Source organism: Streptomyces hyderabadensis, from assembly GCF_020404845.1.
Lineage (GTDB): Bacteria > Actinomycetota > Actinomycetes > Streptomycetales > Streptomycetaceae > Streptomyces > Streptomyces hyderabadensis.
This window is the reverse complement of record NZ_JAIOJZ010000030.1, coordinates 23,189-41,181: the sequence shown is the minus strand read 5'-3', so window position 1 is coordinate 41,181 and position 17,993 is coordinate 23,189. Positions and strand designations below refer to the sequence as shown.

The 17,993-nt window shown below is 69.5% G+C and carries 16 protein-coding genes, 2 pseudogenes and 1 riboswitch; of the genes and pseudogenes, 11 read left to right on the top strand and 7 right to left on the bottom strand.

What is annotated here, in order from left to right:
• The first annotated feature begins 48 nt into the window (after positions 1-48).
• A riboswitch (ZMP/ZTP riboswitch) is annotated at positions 49-135 on the top strand.
• 21 nt (positions 136-156) lie between these two features.
• The gene (locus K7854_RS22840) at positions 157-1,023 is read left to right on the top strand and encodes a bifunctional 5,10-methylenetetrahydrofolate dehydrogenase/5,10-methenyltetrahydrofolate cyclohydrolase (protein ID WP_226028415.1); all 867 of its coding nucleotides are present in this window, start codon (positions 157-159) and stop codon (positions 1,021-1,023) included.
• A 107-nt stretch (positions 1,024-1,130) separates the two neighbouring features.
• On the opposite strand, the pseudogene K7854_RS22835 reads toward K7854_RS22840, so the two are convergent.
• A pseudogene (locus K7854_RS22835) lies at positions 1,131-1,949 on the bottom strand (carotenoid oxygenase family protein); the annotation flags it as partial.
• Positions 1,950-2,243: 294 nt separating this feature from the next.
• On the opposite strand from K7854_RS22835, the gene K7854_RS22830 reads away from it, so the two are divergent.
• Both K7854_RS22830 and K7854_RS22825 read left to right on the top strand, forming a co-directional pair.
• On the top strand, positions 2,244-2,738 hold the full coding sequence (locus tag K7854_RS22830) for a MarR family winged helix-turn-helix transcriptional regulator (RefSeq protein WP_226028414.1): 495 nt from the start codon (positions 2,244-2,246) through the stop codon (positions 2,736-2,738).
• On the top strand, positions 2,735-3,178 hold the full coding sequence (locus tag K7854_RS22825; RefSeq protein WP_226028413.1) for a winged helix DNA-binding protein: 444 nt from the start codon (positions 2,735-2,737) through the stop codon (positions 3,176-3,178). Before K7854_RS22830 ends, K7854_RS22825 begins: the two co-directional genes overlap by 4 nt.
• 45 nt (positions 3,179-3,223) lie before the next feature.
• Here the strand turns inward: K7854_RS22825 and K7854_RS22820 are convergent.
• Positions 3,224-3,411, bottom strand: a pseudogene (locus K7854_RS22820) (Atu4866 domain-containing protein).
• 286 nt (positions 3,412-3,697) lie between these two features.
• Between K7854_RS22820 and K7854_RS22815 the strand changes: the two are divergent.
• Both K7854_RS22815 and K7854_RS22810 read left to right on the top strand, forming a co-directional pair.
• Positions 3,698-4,048, top strand: coding sequence for a hypothetical protein (locus K7854_RS22815; protein WP_226028412.1), 351 nt, complete (start codon positions 3,698-3,700; stop codon positions 4,046-4,048).
• 399 nt (positions 4,049-4,447) lie between these two features.
• Positions 4,448-6,340 (top strand): alkyl/aryl-sulfatase, encoded by a 1,893-nt coding sequence (locus tag K7854_RS22810; RefSeq protein ID WP_226028411.1) that lies wholly within the window; start codon positions 4,448-4,450, stop codon positions 6,338-6,340.
• 373 nt (positions 6,341-6,713) lie between these two features.
• On the opposite strand, the gene K7854_RS22805 is transcribed toward K7854_RS22810, so the two are convergent.
• The 3 genes from K7854_RS22805 to K7854_RS22795 all read right to left on the bottom strand — a co-directional run bounded on the left by K7854_RS22805 (position 6,714) and on the right by K7854_RS22795 (position 9,184).
• A complete protein-coding gene (locus K7854_RS22805) occupies positions 6,714-7,799 on the bottom strand; it encodes an FAD-dependent oxidoreductase (protein ID WP_226028410.1) in 1,086 nt (361 codons plus the stop codon).
• Positions 7,800-7,865: 66 nt separating this feature from the next.
• Entirely contained in the window at positions 7,866-8,306 is a 441-nt protein-coding gene (locus K7854_RS22800; RefSeq protein WP_226028409.1) for a MarR family winged helix-turn-helix transcriptional regulator, read from the bottom strand.
• A gap of 299 nt (positions 8,307-8,605) precedes the next feature.
• Positions 8,606-9,184, bottom strand: coding sequence for a TetR/AcrR family transcriptional regulator (locus K7854_RS22795; RefSeq protein ID WP_226028408.1), 579 nt, complete (start codon positions 9,182-9,184; stop codon positions 8,606-8,608).
• Between the two features lie 89 nt (positions 9,185-9,273).
• Between K7854_RS22795 and K7854_RS22790 the strand changes: the two genes are divergently transcribed.
• The 3 genes from K7854_RS22790 to K7854_RS22780 all read left to right on the top strand — a co-directional run bounded on the left by K7854_RS22790 (position 9,274) and on the right by K7854_RS22780 (position 12,303).
• Positions 9,274-10,155: an SDR family oxidoreductase gene (locus K7854_RS22790; protein ID WP_226028407.1), complete on the top strand. Its 882-nt coding sequence runs from the start codon at positions 9,274-9,276 to the stop codon at positions 10,153-10,155.
• A 282-nt stretch (positions 10,156-10,437) separates the two neighbouring features.
• On the top strand, positions 10,438-10,881 hold the full coding sequence (locus K7854_RS22785; protein ID WP_226028406.1) for an RrF2 family transcriptional regulator: 444 nt from the start codon (positions 10,438-10,440) through the stop codon (positions 10,879-10,881).
• 180 nt (positions 10,882-11,061) lie between these two features.
• On the top strand, positions 11,062-12,303 hold the full coding sequence (locus K7854_RS22780; RefSeq protein ID WP_226028405.1) for an amidohydrolase family protein: 1,242 nt from the start codon (positions 11,062-11,064) through the stop codon (positions 12,301-12,303).
• Between the two features lie 183 nt (positions 12,304-12,486).
• On the opposite strand, the gene K7854_RS22775 is transcribed toward K7854_RS22780, so the two are convergent.
• The gene (locus K7854_RS22775) at positions 12,487-13,050 is read right to left on the bottom strand and encodes a TetR family transcriptional regulator (RefSeq protein WP_226028404.1); all 564 of its coding nucleotides are present in this window, start codon (positions 13,048-13,050) and stop codon (positions 12,487-12,489) included.
• Positions 13,051-13,143: 93 nt separating this feature from the next.
• Here K7854_RS22775 and K7854_RS22770 point away from each other — a divergent pair, with 93 nt between their 5' ends.
• Entirely contained in the window at positions 13,144-14,070 is a 927-nt protein-coding gene (locus K7854_RS22770; RefSeq protein WP_226028403.1) for an oxidoreductase, read from the top strand.
• Between the two features lie 202 nt (positions 14,071-14,272).
• On the opposite strand, the gene K7854_RS22765 is transcribed toward K7854_RS22770, so the two are convergent.
• Positions 14,273-15,229, bottom strand: a complete 957-nt coding sequence (locus tag K7854_RS22765) for an NADP-dependent oxidoreductase (protein ID WP_226028402.1) — start codon at positions 15,227-15,229, stop codon at positions 14,273-14,275.
• Between the two features lie 89 nt (positions 15,230-15,318).
• Between K7854_RS22765 and K7854_RS22760 the strand changes: the two genes are divergently transcribed.
• A complete protein-coding gene (locus tag K7854_RS22760; RefSeq protein WP_226028401.1) occupies positions 15,319-15,897 on the top strand; it encodes a TetR/AcrR family transcriptional regulator in 579 nt (192 codons plus the stop codon).
• A 340-nt stretch (positions 15,898-16,237) separates the two neighbouring features.
• Positions 16,238-17,953 carry a CocE/NonD family hydrolase gene (locus K7854_RS22755; protein WP_226028400.1) on the top strand — a complete coding sequence of 572 codons (1,716 nt, stop codon included), beginning with the start codon at positions 16,238-16,240 and terminating at the stop codon, positions 17,951-17,953.
• Positions 17,954-17,993 lie beyond the last annotated feature (40 nt).

Below are 17,993 nucleotides of genomic sequence, written 5' to 3'. Positions count from 1 at the left end.
TGTTTCCACTTCCCGCTCCTGATCAGCGGAAGAGTGCCACTAGAGTGGTGCGTGGGCCGTGACTGGCGCTGAGGTGGAGCACCACCGGGGAGCGGTCTGACGAATCGGTCGATGCCGTGCGCCTGGGCGAGTGGTCAGCAACGCCTGGAGGCGACCATGTCCCAGACACAGACAGCCCGGCTCATGGACGGCGTTGGCCTTGCCCGACGCATCGTTGAGGAGACGTCGAGCAAGGCGGCAGAACTTGCGCGACGTGTCGGCGTGACGCCCTGCCTCGCAACGGTGCTGGTAGGTGAGGACCCGGCTTCGGTGACGTATGTCCGGATGAAGCGGGCCCGTTGCGCGAAGGCGGGCATCGAGTCCCGACATGTCAGCCTGCCGGCCACCACTACAACCGCTGAGCTGGTGGAGACCCTCCAGTCCCTCTCGCAGGACGCCGGAGTGCACGGCATCCTGCTTCAGCACCCCGTAGGCCCTCACATCGATGAGCGGGCGGCATTCGAGGCCATCGCGCCGGAGAAGGACGTCGACGGGGTCACGATGCGCTCCTTCGGGGCGATGAGCTTCGGACTGCCTGGATTCGCGTCGTGCACCCCGGGCGGGATCATGCGGCTCTTGGACGAGTATGAGGTCGATCTTGCAGGTCAGCGCGCCGTTGTCGTGGGTCGCAGTGCGATCCTCGGCAAGCCCGTCGGAATGCTCTTGCTCGCCCGGGACGCCACTGTCACCTACTGCCATTCCCGTACGACCGATCTGGCCGCGATCGTGCAGGAAGCGGACGTTGTTGTGGCGGCCGTGGGACGGCCTCGGCTTGTTCGAGGCGAAGACATCAAGCCGGGGGCCGTCGTGATCGATGCCGGATACAACCCCGGCAACGTGGGCGACGTCGACTTCGACACTGCCCGCACTCGTGCCCGCTTGATCACGCCGGTCCCCGGCGGGGTCGGCCCCATGACCATCGCAGTCCTGCTGGCGCAGACGGTCGACGCGGCATCCATCCAGCTTGGGCTGGCCGGCCGATGAGGAGGTATCCCTTGATTTTGGCGTGGACGACCAGCGGCTAACCTGCTGGCCCGACCGTTTTGGTCCAGTTGGTGCGGGCTTTTGCGGGTGAGCCGCCGGGTCATCGTGGTGATGAGTGCCCACTTCTCGGTGAGCGCGAAGTCGTGCATCATCGGCGCGTCCGCGACGGGGATCCGCCTGGCCGGCCTTGCCCTGCCGGTTCGATCGACCACGATGTGACGCACGTGGTCCCAGGTGGGGTAGTACGCGATCGCGTGCAGTTCGTCGGCCGCCGCGTCGTACTTGGTGTGCGCGGCAAGGGCGCCCTTGAGTGTGGAGCGGAAGTCGTACGGGCCCACGGTGCCGAGTTCGCCGTCCAGTTCGTACGGCAGCGGCCCGCCTTCCTGCATCGCCAGGATGCGGCCCTTGTACGGGATCACGTGCGTGTTGCACGCGAAGTCGTCCGGCGGCACCCGGCCCGGGTGGGTCTCACCCAGCTTCGCCGTCACCTGCGAAGACCGCACCCAGCGGTTGCGGTGCCACTCCGCGCGCCCGCCGCGCAGCCGGACGCCGTGCACCATTCCGTCACCGAGCACCCAGTGGTGTGCGCGGACGTCCTCGACGCCGAGCGCGTTCCGCAGGTAACGGCCGTCCAGGTCGTGCGGGATGCGCCCGACGACGTCAAGGCCGAAGGTGGTCAGCTCCCCGGTGACCGGTGCGAAGGCGCCCTCCAGGAACGGGATCGCCCCGGTCACACCACTTCTCGGTGCTCGGGGACTCGCCTGTGCATCGGCCGTGAGGAAGCCGGGCCTGAGGCCCCTCCCCACCACACTGCCCGCTGCCGCGACGGCGGCGCCCTTGGGCGCTTGCCCCCGCCACCGCCGATCGCATGGGACTGTCTTCGCCGAGCTGCTCGGGCCCTGAGGGCGGGCGTAGGGCCGGGTCATGACCTCCGTGTTGTGCCGGTCCGGGTCGTCGACGTAGGTCGGCGTAGTAGGTGACGTCGAGCATCTCCAGACGGGAGATGACGGCGTCGGACCGCTCGTCCGGGACGGGGCGGCGTAGTGCTGCGACTGGATCGGATCGTCCCTTCGCGTACACGGCGGTGTGCTTCAACTGCACGCCGGTCGCTGGAGATTTGGACGCGGGCGGCGGGTACTGCTGGTCAGTGGTCATCGGTGTGGTGTCCAGCTGGAGCCATATAGTAGCCATGGCGATAGTAGCCATGTACTGTATTTGTCATGAGCAAAGGTTCGACGGGCCCCACGCCCGGTTACCTGGTGTGGCGGCTCGCCAACAAGTGGCGCGTCGCGGTCGACCGCGCGGTGGCTCCGCTGGGACTCACCCACGCGCAGTACGTACTGGTCGCGTCGCTGCACGGAATGCAGCGTGGCGGAGAGCGGCCCAGTCAGCGTCGGCTCGCCGACCACACCGGTCTGGAGGCGCTGTACGTCTCGAAGCTCGCCCGAGCCCTGGACTCGGCCGGACTGATCGAGCGCACCCGCGACCCACGCGACCCGCGCGCGGTCCAGCTCTCTCTCACCGAGGAGGGGCAGACCGTCACGCGGCAGGCCATCGTGGTCGTCCGGGAACTCCTCGAGCAGCTGCTGGAGCCACTCGGCGGCCTCGACGCCCCTCGGACGGGCGCGTTCACCGACGAACTGACGGCCTTGCTCGACGTGCCCCTCGCCCCATCCCCGCCGCACCACGAGCGCACTCGGAGGACCACACCATGACCACCACCGCACCCGCTGCCGACTCTCGCGCCCTCGCCCTGGCCCACTACGCCGCCCGCGGCGTCCTGGAGCAGGTCCTGGCCCGGCATGGCGTGACGTTCCAGCAGCAGGTCGCCCTGCGTGCCGCCGTCACCGCCGACGCCCCGCAGACGCCGGACGATCTCGTCGCCCAGGTCCGGAGCTCCCTCAAGAGCGACACGACCGGTATACGCGCCACCATCGACGAGCTACTGGCCGCGCGGCTGCTCGTCGCCGACGGCCCGCACCTTTGCGCCACGGACGCGGGGCACGAACTGTTGGCCGCCGTCGGCGCGGAGACCGTCCCCTACACCGCCCGCATCTGGGGCGGGATACCGGCCGACGACCTGGCCGCCGCCGGGCGCGTCCTTGCCCTGGTCACCGAGCGGGCCAACGCGGAGCTGGTGACGCCGACCGGCTGACCCCCGAGGCCCTGTGGCCGCCCGAGTGCACGGCACCGGTTCCGCTCATGCGGGCCCCAGCTCGCGGTACAGCACGAGGTGTTCGTGGTGGAGCACGCCGTCCCGCAGGACTCCGGTGGCGGTGAAGCCGGTGTCGTCGACGTAGTCCAGGTGGTTGCCGGTCACCGTGTACCGGCCGGTGTACGCGCTGCGCCGGTTCCCCGGGCCTCGTCGTAGCGCCCGTCCGGTAGCAGCTCCTGACGGAATTCCGTTCACTGCTGTGGTCGGCGGTGCACGGTGATGGTGGTGGTCGTGCAGACCGACGTGCAGCGCGGGCTGAAGGACCTTCCGCTGGTTGATGGGTCACACAAGCGCTGACTGCACTCTCCACGCGCACCATTTGCACGTCGCCGGCGTGGGCCGAACGGGTGAACGGAATCGATTCACCAAACCCGATAGGAGGACGACACGCGTAGGGCTGGGAGGGCAGGGCATCGCTGCTCCTGACCAGGCCATCATTCACGAGAGGTGACTGCTCAGATGTTCCTTCGCTCCGCCACCGCGGCCTTCGGCGCCGCCGCCGGCGCACTGGCTCTGCTCGTGGCCCTGCCGGGCCCCGCATCGGCCGCGACCGGCCAGTTCCGCTACACCTACACCACCGACGAGGGCTACGAGGCCGTCGGCTTCCTCAACCACCCCGACAGCGGCGAGTGCATCGACCTCCCGACGCCGCAAGCCCGTCCCGGGGCCGCCTCACGGGCACCCCAGAACTACACGGACGCCACCGCTACTGTCTTCCTCGACGCCGACTGCGAAGGCCCGCACTACGTCCTGCCGCCCGGGAAGAGCGCGGGCGACCGCCTGCTCCTCCGTTCCGTCGTCTTCTCCTGAAAATTCAGCGAGCCCCCTTGAACACGGTCTCCTGCCGCTGACCGGGCCAACGACCGCTCCGCACATGTGAAGTCCGCATCCGGCACTGCTGCCGACAACCGATGACACACCAGTTCCTCCTCCCGTGAGCCCCGGGCCCGAGCGGGCTCAGCACCCCATGGGGCGCCTGCGAAGAGGAACTGGCTCGGGGCGCCCGGGCAGCGAGCCGCGGCGTGCGGGGCACGAGACAGTGAGCGTGAAGGGGGAAACGATGCCGTCGATGCAGGAAGGGACCGGCCGGGCATCAGGCCGACCGCCCCGGCCCGAAGACACAGCGGAACGTGTGAGGAGTACCTGAGGTCGAGTGGTGCGGGCGAGTCGGGGTCAGCGTTTGAAGAGAAATGGTGTGAATGTGTGGCTATGACCTCGACGTCGAAGAGCGCCCAGCCGTTCATCGCCCGGCAGCAGGCAGAACTACGTGACCGTCTCCCGTTCTCGGACGCACAGGATCTCGAGGACGCAACGCGCGGCTTGATCGCCCGACGTGTACCCGGCACCGTCACGGGCGAGGACGGCGGCACCGTGTGGGACTCCGGCACCTTTGCCTTCCTCGAGGGCGACGCCCCCGACACGGTCAACCCGAGCCTGTGGCGTCAGTCCAAGCTTGTCGCCGAGCAAGGGCTGTTCGAGGTGGTCGAGGGCATCTACCAGGTGCGAGGCCTGGACCTGTCGAACGTCACCTTCGTCGAGGGCACCGGCGGTGTGCTGGTCATCGATCCCCTGATCTCCACGGAGACGGCCGCTGCGGCCCTGGCCCTCTACCGTGAGTACCGCGGCGATCGTCCGGTGACGGGTGTCCTGTACACGCACTCGCACGTCGACCACTTCGGCGGCGTCAAGGGCGTCACCACCCAGCAGGACGTCGACGCCGGGCGGGTGCCAGTCATCGCTCCGGAGGGCTTCACCGAGCATGCGGTGGCCGAGAACGTGTATGCGGGCACCGCGATGGGCCGGCGCGCCGCATACATGTACGGAGCCGCGCTCGCCCGCGGTCCGCGCGGGGCCGTCGGTGCCGGTCTCGGGCAGACCACCTCCACCGGCACGGTCACGCTGATCCCACCGACCGTAACCGTCACCGGGACGGGGCAGGAAGAGGTCGTCGACGGCATCCGCATGGTCTTCCAGATGGCACCGAACACCGAGGCACCGGCGGAGCTCCTCGTCCACTTCCCCGACTTCCGGGCGCTGTGCGCCGCAGAGGACGCCACGCACACGCTGCACAATCTGCTGACACTGCGCGGTGCGGTCGTCCGGGACCCGCATGCCTGGTCCCACGCGCTGACCGAGTCGATCGATCTGTTCGGCGGGACCACCGACGTGGTGTTCGCCTCGCACCACTGGCCGACCTGGGGCCACGAACGCGTCATCGCGTTCCTGGAACTGCAGCGAGACCTGTACGGCTACCTTCACGATCAGTCGCTGCGTCTGATCAACAAGGGCTGGACCGGAACCGAGATCGCCGAGTACCTGACACTGCCGCCCGCCCTGGAGAACGCCTGGCACGCCCGCGGCTACTACGGATCGGTCAGCCACAACCTCAAAGCCCTCTACCAGCGTTACATGGGCTGGTTCGACGGCAACCCGGCACATCTGTGGCAGCATCCGCCAGTCGAGGCCGGCCGGCGCTACGTCGCGTGCATGGGCGGCGCCGACGCCGTGGTGGAGAAGGGACGCGAGGCGTTCGAAGCGGGCGACTACCGGTGGGCGGCCGAGGTACTCAGTCACGTCGTCTTCGCCGAGCCCGGCCACACGGCGGCACACGACCTGCTCGCGGACACCTTCGAGCAGCTCGGCTACGGCGCGGAGAACGGGACTTGGCGCAACTTCTACCTCTCCGGCACCACCGAACTGCGCGAGGGACAGTTCGGCACCCCCACCGTCACCGCGGCCCCGGACATCGTTGCCCACCTCACGCCGACCATGCTGTTCGACGCCCTGGCCATTCAGATCGACGGACCCAAAGCGTGGGACCTGAAGGCCGCCATCGATGTCCGCCTCAGCGGCACAAGCGACTGCTACCGGCTCCGCCTGACCAACGGCGTGCTCAGCTACACCGCCGCGCCCCAGCACACGGCCGCCGACGTCACCCTCACCACCACCGTCGAAGCCCTGTCCTCTCTGATCGCCTCCGGCCTCGACGCGCAGAACCTGGATGACGCAGGCGTACAGGTGGAAGGGGACGCTTCCGTCCTGAACCGCCTCGCATCGATCCTCGACCCCGGCGACCCCGACTTTCCCATCGTCACCCCCTGAAGCACGGCCACCCCGTGTCGGGTGAACTGTGGTCAGCACCACCAGCTGCTGCTGAACGAGCTGCCGTCGAAGAACCGGCTGGACTGGGAGCGGGCGGTGATCACTCCTCGCACGTGCGGGCCGTCCGGCGGGGACCAAAAGCGGGCCGAGCCCAGTCGATTGAGTACGGCCGGGCAGCAAGCACCACGTCATCGTCGAGGGCCAGGGCACCCCGTCGACCGCGGCTGCGACCACGACACGTGCCGCCGCCTGCGCGTCCGCTGGGAACGACGCGACGGCATCAGCGAGGCGTCCTTGGTCTCGCCGTCTGCCTGATCACGTACCGCCACGTCCGACGCCTGCGGTGGATTTCAGGCTGTCCAGTTGCTGTGGGTCAGTGCGGTTTGAATTCGGGGTAGTAGGCCGCGGCGGCGGTCGCCGTGTCGATGTTCCGTGGGAAGAGCGCGGCTTCGTAGGCGCGGATGGCCGCATCGACGTTCTTGGGCTGTTGGGCGATGGCGTTGCCGAGCTGGCCTGCGTCGAAGAGTGCCCAGTTCGCTCCTTCGCCGTCCGGCGGTGCCAGGTGGGCGGCGTCTCCGATGAGGGTGACTCCGGGTACATGTTCCCAGCGGTGTCCGGTCGGTAGCCCGTACAAGGGACGGAAGATCGGAGGGATGTCGCTGTCCGCCACCAGGGCGACAAGCTCCGGCGCCCACCCTTCGAACATCGCCGCGACCATACGGGCGGCCGCAGGGCCGTCATTGAAGTCGATGCCGTGGAACCAGTCGAGCGGCTGGTCGAACATGGCGTAGGAGTGCAGGGTGTCCGCGCGCTCGCGCTGCACGCCGAGACCGATACGGGTGGTTTCGTCGTAGGCGGTCATCGATCCGCCGCCGACCAGCGCCAGGGTGGCAGGGTGCCGGGTGTCGCTCTCATACAGGTACGTCTCGATCATCGAGCGTCCGGCATAGGCGGGCGTGGCATCGGACAGCAGCGGCCGGACCTTCGACCAGGCGCCGTCGGCACCGACGAGGATGTCGGTGCCGATCGTCGATCCGTTGGCAAAGGTCACTTCGTGACGACCGTCAGCGAGGGTCCGGACGCTCCGAGTCCTGTGACCCCAGACAACCGTGCCGGGAGGCAGGGATTCCAGCAGCAACTGCCGAAGTTCGCCACGTTGCACCTCGGGGCGGCCTCCGGCGGGGTCATCGGGCCGGTCCGCCAGAATGGTGCCGTCAGGTGCCACGTCACGGGACGCCTGGCGGCCTTCGAGGACGAGGGACCGGAAGCCGTCCATCAGGCCGGCAGCACGGATCCCGTGCTGACCGTTGTAGTCGTGGATGTCGAGCATGCCGCCCTGGCCCCGGGCCTGAGCAGACGCCTCCGCTTCGTACACCGTGGACGGGATTCCATGAACCGCCAGGGTTCGTGCCAGTGTCAGTCCCGCAAGACCGGCACCGATGATCGTGATCTGGGTCATACCTGTATTCCTTACTGAGGTCTTGCCCGCGAGGCTCCCGGCCGCTGTGCGGAGCAGCAGGCCGGGTCAGGGAGAGCTGGGTGGCTCGATCCGGGACACGAGCTGTTCGAGCAATTCATGGAGCCGCGCCTGCCCCTCGGCGCCGAGCGGCGCGAGGATCGACTCCTCGATGCGGTCCATGGCCTCTTCGAATCCTTGGATCAGCTCGGAGCCCGCCTCAGTGACACGCACCCGGCGGCTACGCGTGTCACTCTCCTGCGCCTGACGCTCCACGAGTCCGCGCCGCTCGAGTCCGGCCAGGAGCCGCGAGACGCTCGGCGCACTGGTGCGCATGGCCCGCGCGACGTCACGCTGAATGGCGTCCGGGTTCTTCGAGAGGTATGCCAGCACGGCACTCTGCTCGTGCGTGAGGCCGCGTTCCCGTATCCAGTCTTCCGCGACGCGCCGCTGCCCCCACACGACCCACCGCATCAGCTCCAGCGTGCTCTCTCTGCTCGATCCGTTCATAGTTAACACGCTAACTGTTGCTACGTTAACTATCAAGCCCCTGGGCTTCGCCTCACTACGTGGACAAACGCTGCCGCGCCGGACCTCCGCGCGCAGAACCTGTCCGCGGTCGCGGCTGCGATCAAACGGATGTACGGGTTCGTCATCCCGGCCGACATGGCAAGCCGTTGAGGCGGCGGTGTGAGCCGGTCCCGTCCACGGCCCACACCGGCGCAGGCCGGTTCGCCGTGAGACGGCGAGGCGGCCATCGGTCGACGGGCGCCGCAGTGCGCCTGGCGCCGACAGCTGAGCTGCGCGGATCAGCCCAGCGATGCAGTTGCCGCACGCAGGTCCTCCAGGGCCGCCAGTGCGTGTGGCGCGAGCCCTTCTGCGTCATCGCGATCGCTTTCGGACCACTGGGCGTATCCCCGCTTGAACGCGAGCACTCCCAGCTCGCCCGCCAGGTGCGCGGTCGGTTCGGGGACACCGCGGGCGATGAGCGCGGCCGTCATGGCGGCCGCCAGACCGACGCTCTTGAGTGCGTCGCGCTCTTGCAGTTCGGTGCTGGCCGCCACGGCTGCCTTGAGGCGAGGTCCGAGTTCGCGGTTCGCCGGTCCCATGGCGCTCGACGCGCGTTCGAGACCGGCTGCCACCGCCTGGAGCGGGCTGGCGCTCGCGGGTGCCTCGGTGATGCCGTCGGCGAGCAGCCTGCTGAGCGTCTCCTGGCCGGCGACCAGTAGCTCACGCTTGTCGGAGAAGTGCCGGAAGAAGGTGCTCTTGGTGACGCCGGCGCGCTCGGCGATCTGCGCCACCGTGGTGGCGTCGTACCCCTGCTCGGTGAACAGGTCGACGGCCGCAACGACGAGTCGCTGGGTCGCCCCCGGTTGCCATCTAGCCATGCGACCAGGATAGGTGATGGGACACTTGTCCCATCACCGGTGTACAGTCAGTGATGGGACAAGTGTCCCATCACTTTCAGGGAGAGCTCATGCATGTCTTCGTCACCGGCGGTACTGGGACCATCGGCTCCGCCGTCGTCGCCGAACTCCTCGGTAACGGCCACACCGTTCTCGCACTGGCGCGCTCGGACCGCTCCGCGCAGACCCTGGAGCGCGTCGGCGCCAAGGTGCTCCGAGGAGACCTGGCAGACCTCGACGTCCTGCGGTCCGGCGCGGGGCAGTGCGACGGCGTGATCAGTCTGGCGTTCGGGCGCGACTACGGGAGCCCGGACGCCCTCGCGCAGGCCATCGCCGAGGAGAGCGCCGCTCTCGCCACGCTGGGGCAGGAACTCATCGGAAGCGACCGCCCGATCGTCACGGTCTCCGGCACGCCCTGGGTGCCGGGACGCGCCTCCACCGAAGCCGATCCGCTGCCGACCGACGGGCCGGTGGGCGGCCGGGGCCGCTCCGTCAACGCGCTGCTCGACCTCGCCTCGCGCGGTGTGCGCAGCACGGCGGTCCGCATGCCGCGCACGGTCCACAACCAGGGCCAGGGCGGATTCGCCGGCCTGCTGACCGATCAGGCACGCCGCACCGGGGTGGCCGGCTATCCGGGCGACGGCACCCAGCGCTGGCCGGCCGTGCACGCGCTCGACGCAGCCGTCCTGTTCCGGCTGGCCCTCGAGTCCGCACCGGCCGGGACGGCCTGGCACGCCGTCGCCGACGAGGGCGACGCGGTGCGGGACATCGCCGCAGTCGTCGGCCGACGCCTGGGCCTGCCGGTCGAGGAGGTTCCCCAGGAGCAGTTCGGCCCGTTCGGCCCGATCTTCGCCATGGACCAGCCGGCGACCAGCGCCCACACCCGCGATGCCCTCGGATGGCAGCCGACCCACCCCAGCCTCCTCCAGGACCTGGAAACCATTCAGCCCTGACGCGCACCGGTTCCACGGGACCGGACTCCCATTCGTCGAGGGCGACTGGTGCGGGTGTGCTCTCCGCTCGCCCGCACCGCCACGCCTCCGCACCTCCGTACCGACGCGCCGCCACCTCCGCACCTGCGTACCGACGCGCCGCCCACCGGGGAGTCGCTGATGACGCCCCGTCCCGTCTCCCCCGGCTGCTCAGGTCCGGCGCCCGCCCGGACAGCTCGGTTGACCGTCGAATTATCTGCAACTAAGTTGGTGACAGTTAACCGGCGGCGACAAGGGGCGGAGATGGCTGGGCTCAGCAGCAGGAGCGCGGTCGCGATTCACGCGCTTGCGATGCTGGCGCACCGGCGTGGAGGCTCGCTGACCTCCGCGGAGATCGCGGACAGCCTCGAAAGCAATCCAGTTCTCGTGCGGCGCATCCTCGGCCGCTTGCGAGACGCTCACCTGGTGCGATCCACCGAGGGGCGGGGTGGCGGCTGGTCCCTTGCCCGCAGCCCGCGGGACATCACGCTCTATGACGCGTACGCCGTCGTGGAGGAAGGGCGGATCTTCTCGAGGCACCCCCATCCGCCCAGTGGGGCATGTGTGATCGGCCGCAACATCGGCAACCTGCTCGAAACCGAGTTCCAGAGCGCGGAGCGGGCCCTGGAGGAGCAGCTCGGCCGGACGACGATCGCCGCCCTGCTGCAGCAGATACTGGCCCGCGACAACGAAGCGCAGGACTGCTGATTCGACACTGACGTACGCACGCCTCGTGTCATGGCTCACACCCTAACTGTAACCATCTTAGTTGCAGTTAGGGCGAGGTGTGGCCGCTCCGGGGCCTCCGGCTGCCGATGGCGACGGCCGCACCATCCGTCCGCGTACACCCGGACCTGAACACCTACTCGCATGCCAGGAGTGAGAGCGATGCACCAGAACGCCGAAGCGATCGCGAGCGCCGAGGCTCGCGGCCCTGCGACCTACGACCTCGTCATCCGTCGCGCCCATGTCTTCGACGGCCACCAGGCGCTCACCGGTCTGTATGACGTCGCCGTCGACGGCGCGGAGATCGCTTCCGTATCGGCCGAACCGCTCAGGGGCGGACAGGAGATCGATGCGGCCGGTGGATGGGTCATGCCGGGACTGATCGACACTCATGTCCACTTCTACGACGTACGCGCGGTCTCCGATCCGGACTCGATGCGGGCCTTCGAGGAGAACGAGCTCCCGGGGCGGCTCGGGCTGTTCCTCGACCACGGGGTCACCACCATCAAGTCGGTGGGCGATCCGACGGGCGGGATCCTGGACACCCGGGCCAGAATCGCCGAGGGAACGCTGCGTGGCCCGCGGCTGCTGGCAACCGGTTGCGGCATCACCGGACGTGACGGACACCCCGCCGCAACCGTCTTCGGCGACAACCCCTGGGCGCGCGAGCGCTTCACGGGAGAGGTCGAGAGCGTGCAGGAGATCCGCGACCTGGTGCACCACCTCGCCGACCACAGGGTGGACGCGATCAAGCTCCTGTCGGAGGGCGCGTGCGCACACTCCGGCGGGCCGGCATACCTTTGGCAGAATCCCGCCTTCCCTGATGGCGTCGAGTTGGAACGGCTCCCCCTCGCACTGCTTCGGGCAGGTATCGAGACCGCGCACGAGCGGGGCCTTCGGGTCACCGTCCACACCACTCAGCAAGCCGCGGCACGCGAGGCAATCGAGGCCGGGGCGGACGGCCTGGAGCACGGTGTCACCGTCGAGCCCCTCACCGACCGCTCGCTCATCGAGCTGATGCTCGCACACGGCATCACCTACACACCCACGCTCTGGATCGACGATGCCCACCCGGACGCGCGTGGCAATCTCCAGAAGGTCGCCCAGGCCGGGGTGCACATCGCGCTGGGCAGCGACACCTTCAGCGGCCGGGGTCTGTTCGGAGCCAACACTCTGGAAGAGGCCGAGCTCATGGTCGCGGCCGGGATGACGCCCACCCAGGTACTGGCCGCAGGCACCAGCGGGGCATCGCGGCAGTGCGCCCGCCCCGACCTCGGCACGGTGGCCCGAGGCAAGCGCGCCGACCTGCTCGTACTGAACGCCGATCCCACCGCGGACATCGGAAACCTGCGCGATCTCAGCATGGTGATCCTGAACGGCGAACTCGCCGTCGACAAGCGCTAGGTGTATCTGGCAGACCCGTCGGCCGCCGCTCGGCGACGGCCGTCCCACCATCACGGGGCGCCTGGCCTGACTCCGTGATCCGCCCGTCCCCGGGCAGCCGCACCTCGCCCGGAGCCCCGGTGCGGACCTGAGCGGGGAACTCGCGCGCCCGCGGCTCCGCCCCGCGCGACGGACGTGGTGCGGTCAACCACCGGGGGCGACCAGGCGGCTCACGGCGTCGGTGATGACGGTGCGCCGCTGTGTGTCGGTCACCAGGCGACTGACGCCCTCAGTGTGGTGCTGCCACATGTTCGCCAGCGACAGCACCAGGGCCAGGATCTCACCGGCCGGCTTGTCGGATGTGACGGTGCCGCGCTGTTGTGCCGCCTCGATGGCGGCGGTCTTTTCGTCCATGGAACGTGCGACGACCTCGGGGACCGGCCGGTCGGCGCGCTCGAGTGCGTACCAGGCGAGGAACCGCATCACTTGCGGGTGCTGTGCCGCGGCGTCGTGCAGGCGGGCGGCGTACCCGGGCAGATCGTCGGCGTCGATGGGCACGGCGTTCACGGTCTGCTCGACGATTGCTTCGTAGACGGCCTCGAACAGGCCGTCCTTGCCGTCGAAGAACGAGTACACCAGTCCGGGGCTGATGCCGGCGCGTTTGGCGAGGCGGTCCACCCGGGCGCCGGCCACGCCGTACTCGGCGAACTCGGCCAGGGCCGCGTCCATCAGTTGCTGCCGTTTGCGGTCCGGGTCACGCGTTGCCATGCCAGCAGCTTCGCTAATGAACGTTCATTTGACAAGTCGGGGCCACCCGCGCAAGCTGAGAGAAATAAATGAACATTCATTTAGGAGTGTGTGATGACCGCCCGACACTGGTCCCCCGCCGACATCCCGTCCCTCGACTGCCGGACCGCACTGATCACCGGCGCCAACAGCGGCATCGGTTTCCGCACCGCACGGATACTGGCCCAGCACAGCGCCCGCGTCCTGCTCGCCGGGCGCCGCCCGGATTCCCTGGAGGAAGCCGCCGCCCGCCTGCGCGCGGCCGTACCCACCGCACGGCTGGAGACAGTGGAGCTCGACCTCGGCGACCTGGCCGCGATCCGCGCCGCGGCTGCCCCGCTCGCCGCCACGGAGACGATCGACCTACTCGTCAACAACGCCGGCGTCATGGCGGTCCCCGAACGCCGCACCACCCGCGACGGCCTCGAACTCACCGTCGGCACCAACCACCTCGGCCACTTCGCCCTGACCGCCCACCTGATGCCCGCCCTGATGCGCTCCGCGGACGCGCGGATCGTCACGGTCAGCGCCATCGCCGCCACTTGGCGCACGGGCGCCCTCACCGACCTGATGAGCGAGCAGGGGTACCGTCCGATGAGCGCGTATGCGAAGTCCAAGCGCGCCAACATCGTCTTCACCCGGGAACTCGCCCGCCGTCTCGACGGCAGCGCGCACCGCGCCCTGGCCGTTCATCCGGGCTCGGCCGTCACCAACCTGCAGCGCCACACCTCCGCCGGGCTGATGGGCCGCCTGTTCGTCGCCCTGGCCGCGCGCACCCTGATGGGTTCCGCCGACGGTGCCGCCTGGCCCTCCCTGTACGCCGCCACCCACCCGGCGGCCGCCAACGGCGGCTTCCTCGGCCCCGCCGGGCGCGACCAGACCTCCGGCACCCCCAAGCCTGCCGCTCTGCCCGCCGGAGCCGACAGTCCCGACCTGGGCGCCCGGCTGTGGCGCCAGAGCGAACGGCTGACCGGAGTCACCTTCCCGACCCCGCGAACCTGACCCCGCCCCCACCTGCGGCCAGACACACGACCCGCACCTGGTCGCCGTCGCCCTCTCCGACGGCAGTCCCCCGCAGGCTCCGGGCAGCGCGGCGTGGTCTTCGCCCAGGCGACCCAACGTGATATCCGGCTACGGGGGCCGTCTGGCGGCCATCAGGGGACCTGCACTTGCCTCAGATCGCCTCCGTCCCGTGGTGATCGGACTACAGGTCGATGACGATCTTCCCGCGGACATGCCGGGTCGCCTGCAGCTCGACAGCAGTGCGGATGTTCTCGACGGGGTAGGTCGCCGCCAGGGGGACACGCAGGCGGTCTGCCGCGACAAGGCGCGCGATGTCCGCAAGGGCGGCGGGCGCGGCGTTGGCGCCGTTGGCGGCAGGAACGCCGTCGACCTGGCCCGCGATGGTGCAGATGCGGTCGTCCGGGACTCCCAGATCACGCGCGACGTGCACCGTGTCGGTCCCGTGCAGGTCCAGGGCCGCGGTGACGGTGCCCGCACCGAGGGCGCGAACCCTGTCGGCCAGTCCCTCTCCGTACACCACCGGTTCGGCGCCGAGGCTTCGCAGGTACTCCGCTGACGACGGCGAGCCCGTCCCGATGACGCGCGCGCCTGCGATCCGTGCCAGCTGGACCGCGAACACGCCGACTCCACCGCCCGCGCCGCCGACCAGGACCGTGTCACCCGGCCCCAGGGCGAGGACGTCGAGTGCGGCGGACGCGGTGCTGCCCGCGATCGCAAGCGTGGCGGCGGTGCGGTCGTCGACGCCGTCCGGGGTGTGGTGGGCGATGCCGCTGGCGATGTTCCCGTCCGCGTCGAGGACGACGTGGTCGGCGACCGCCCTGGACAGGGCCGCCCCGAACACGCGGTCCCCGACCGCGTAGCCGCTCACGCCTGCACCGACCTGGTCCACGGCTCCGGCGTAGTCGGTCCCGAATCCGCAGGGCAGGCTCAGGCCGAACCGTGCCGCGGTCTCGGCGTCGGAGGTCATGAACCAGTCCATGGGGTTCAGCCCGGCTGCTGACACGCGGATGCGGATCTGGCCGTCGCCCGCCTGAGGTTCAGGCACGTCCTTGAGGGACAGGACCTCCGGGCCGCCGAACGAGTCGAGCAGAACGGCCCTGCTCGCGCCGTTACGGCCTGCGTCGTCGTATTGCTGCATGTCGTGCTCGCTTCCTCGCGGTCGTGGCCGTCATCCGAAACGGACTATGCTCCGGTTAGAAAATCCACCATAACCGGAGCGTGATCCGTTTGACCAGTTCGAAGCCGCGGGCGACGCGGGCCGACGCCGCCCGCAACCGCGATCAACTGCTGGAGGTCGCGACCCGCGTGCTCGCGTCACCCGGCGCCGAGACGTCCCTGCGCGCCATCGCCCGCGAGGCCGGTGTGGGCATCGGGACGCTCTACCGCCACTTCCCGACACGCGAGTCCCTCGTGGAGGCCGTCTACCGCGACCAGGTCGTCCGCCTCACGAAGGGCGCCCACGACTTGCTCGCCGGCGAAGCCCCGGCCGTTGCGATGCGGCGCTGGATGGACCTCTTCGGACACTGGGTCGCGACGAAGAACGGCATGCTCGACACCCTGCCCGCCCTGATCGAGTCGGGTGCGGTCGGCCACGCCCGGACCAGGGACGCGCTGCTGAGTGCGATATCGACGATTCTCGACGCAGGCCGCACTGCCGGAGACCTCCGGCCCGACGTCACCGCCGAAGAGGTCGCAGCCGCCCTGATCGGCATCTTCACCGTCGCCCACCAGTCCGGCCACGCGGTCACAGCCGATCGACTCCTGGACATCTTCCTGGACGGCCTTCGCCCTCAGCGACAACTGTGAGGACCGGGTCGGGCGACCACCGCATCGGCCTACTGCGCGACATAGCGAAGTTCGGTGGGATGAAGAGCTGACTGCATGGTGGATGAATTGCCCGCAACTGCGCCTGTTGCGGCGCGAGTCGGCGACGACACACTCTGCTCTCCGAACCCTCGCCACAAGAAGTAGGCGACACAATCATTGACGCTCGATGCGATCCAAGACCATTGTGTTCAGGCGTGGCATGCCTGAGGCCCACACCGGTTCTCAGAAGCCTGGACGGAGAAGGCAGACAATGAGACTGAAACGGTTGACGCCCGTACTCACGGCTCTCCTGGTCACCACCGCTGCCGGAGCGCCGGCCGTGGCCGGCACACACGAACGAGTCTCCCGCCCCGGTGAGTACGCGGGGTACACCCCCGTGCTCTACGACGAGTGGGTGCGCACCTCGCAGTACCTGCCCACACGGGACGGCACCCGACTCGCCGTCGACCTCTACCGTCCCGCCGTGGACGGCAAGGCGGTCGAGCGTCCCTTCCCCGTCGTGTGGGAGCACCAGCTCAGCAGGGCCTCACGCGCCGAGGACGGCACGGTCAGCCTGCGCGGGGTCACCAGCGGCATGGCCGAACTCACCAGATACGGCTACACGGTGGCGTTCGTCGACCGCCGGGGCAACGGCGCCTCCTTCGGCACCATGACGGGCTATCACTCCCGCACGGAGGCGTCCGACGCCTACGACGTCACCGAGTGGCTGGCCGCTCAGTCCTGGAGCGACGGCCACGTCGGTGTGTTCGGCTGTTCCAACACGGGCGACGCGGCGATGCAGGCGGCGACCGTGGGGGCTCCCCATCTCGAGGCCGTCTTCGCTGGCAACTACTCCTTCCACAAGTACGACGCCTTCCAGCGGGGCGGGATCAGGGCCAACTGGGGGGCCGGTCCCAACCGCACGCGTGAAGAGGACCTGCGCAACCTGCCGGTCGACGCGGACGGCGACGGCTCGCTGCTGCGTCAGGCGGTGGCGGAACACCAGGCGAACACTTCGCTGAAGGACATGTGGCAGGCGGCCCCCTACCGGGACAGCGAGGTCGCATCGGTGGGTACTCGGCCCTGGCACGAGTACAGCGTCGCCACCTACAAGGACGCGATCGAGCGCTCCGGCGTCCCCGTCTACAGCTTCGACGGCTGGGACGACGACTTCCGCAAGGAGAGTCTGGTCAGCGCGGCGACCTTGTCGAACCCGCACAAGGTCCTCGTCGGCCCGTGGCCGCACTGCGGCAGCGAGGGCTTCGACATCGTCGCCGAGCGGCACCGGTTCTTCGACTACTGGCTCAAGGGCGTCGACAACGGCATCATGCAGGAGCCGCCGGTGCACTACTACACCGGCTCGTCCGACGGCACGGGACAGTGGCGGGACGCCCGGCAGTGGCCGCCGAACCCGCGTGCCCGCCAGACCCGCTACTACCTGGACGGCGGCAGCAGCGGCACCGTCGGCTCGGTCAACGACGGCACGCTGGACCGCTCACGGCCACGCGGCCACGGCGCCGGTGACACCTACCGGATCGACTACTCGGTGAGCTGCCCCGAGCCGGTCGGGCTCGCCCAGACCTGCCCGCAGGACGAGAAGGGGCTGACCTACACCACGGCTCCCCTGCGGGACGACGTCGAACTCACCGGCCACCCCGAGGTCTCGCTGCACCTGTCCTCCACCGCACCCGACGGCAATGTCTTCGCCTACCTCTCCGACGTCGCCCCGGACGGCACCGTGCGCATCCTCACCGACGGTCGGATCCGCCTGGCACTGCGCAGCACGCAGCGCGCGCCCTACGACGTGCTTGGCACGCCCTGGCACCGCGGCAACGCGGGCGACGCCGAACCCATGCCCGAGGGCCGCGCGGAACGCGTCGACTTCGACATGCTGCCGCTGTCCTCGGTGGTGCCCGCCGGGCACCGGCTGCGGGTGACCGTCACCGGGGCCGATGTGCGCGAGAGCGACCGCACCGAGCTGAGCCCGGCCCCCGTGTACACCGTGCACCGCGAGCCCGCGCACGCATCGTCCGTCACCCTGCCGATCGCGCGGTGAGCGCCGTGACGACGAGGACGACCATGACGACGAGGAGGAC

Excerpts from the sequence above, each read along its gene's own strand:
- K7854_RS22840 (WP_226028415.1), top strand. The coding sequence starts at position 157 with ATGTCCCAGACACAGACAGCCCGGCTCATGGACGGCGTTGGCCTTGCC.
- K7854_RS22780 (WP_226028405.1), top strand. The coding sequence starts at position 11,062 with ATGCACCAGAACGCCGAAGCGATCGCGAGCGCCGAGGCTCGCGGCCCT.
- K7854_RS22800 (WP_226028409.1), bottom strand. The coding sequence starts at position 8,306 with ATGAACGGATCGAGCAGAGAGAGCACGCTGGAGCTGATGCGGTGGGTC.
- K7854_RS22815 (WP_226028412.1), top strand. The coding sequence starts at position 3,698 with ATGTTCCTTCGCTCCGCCACCGCGGCCTTCGGCGCCGCCGCCGGCGCA.
- K7854_RS22795 (WP_226028408.1), bottom strand. The coding sequence starts at position 9,184 with ATGGCTAGATGGCAACCGGGGGCGACCCAGCGACTCGTCGTTGCGGCC.
- K7854_RS22770 (WP_226028403.1), top strand. The coding sequence starts at position 13,144 with ATGACCGCCCGACACTGGTCCCCCGCCGACATCCCGTCCCTCGACTGC.
- K7854_RS22765 (WP_226028402.1), bottom strand. The coding sequence starts at position 15,229 with ATGCAGCAATACGACGACGCAGGCCGTAACGGCGCGAGCAGGGCCGTT.
- K7854_RS22785 (WP_226028406.1), top strand. The coding sequence starts at position 10,438 with ATGGCTGGGCTCAGCAGCAGGAGCGCGGTCGCGATTCACGCGCTTGCG.
- K7854_RS22825 (WP_226028413.1), top strand. The coding sequence starts at position 2,735 with ATGACCACCACCGCACCCGCTGCCGACTCTCGCGCCCTCGCCCTGGCC.
- K7854_RS22810 (WP_226028411.1), top strand. The coding sequence starts at position 4,448 with ATGACCTCGACGTCGAAGAGCGCCCAGCCGTTCATCGCCCGGCAGCAG.
- K7854_RS22775 (WP_226028404.1), bottom strand. The coding sequence starts at position 13,050 with ATGGCAACGCGTGACCCGGACCGCAAACGGCAGCAACTGATGGACGCG.
- K7854_RS22830 (WP_226028414.1), top strand. The coding sequence starts at position 2,244 with ATGAGCAAAGGTTCGACGGGCCCCACGCCCGGTTACCTGGTGTGGCGG.
- K7854_RS22790 (WP_226028407.1), top strand. The coding sequence starts at position 9,274 with ATGCATGTCTTCGTCACCGGCGGTACTGGGACCATCGGCTCCGCCGTC.
- K7854_RS22805 (WP_226028410.1), bottom strand. The coding sequence starts at position 7,799 with ATGACCCAGATCACGATCATCGGTGCCGGTCTTGCGGGACTGACACTG.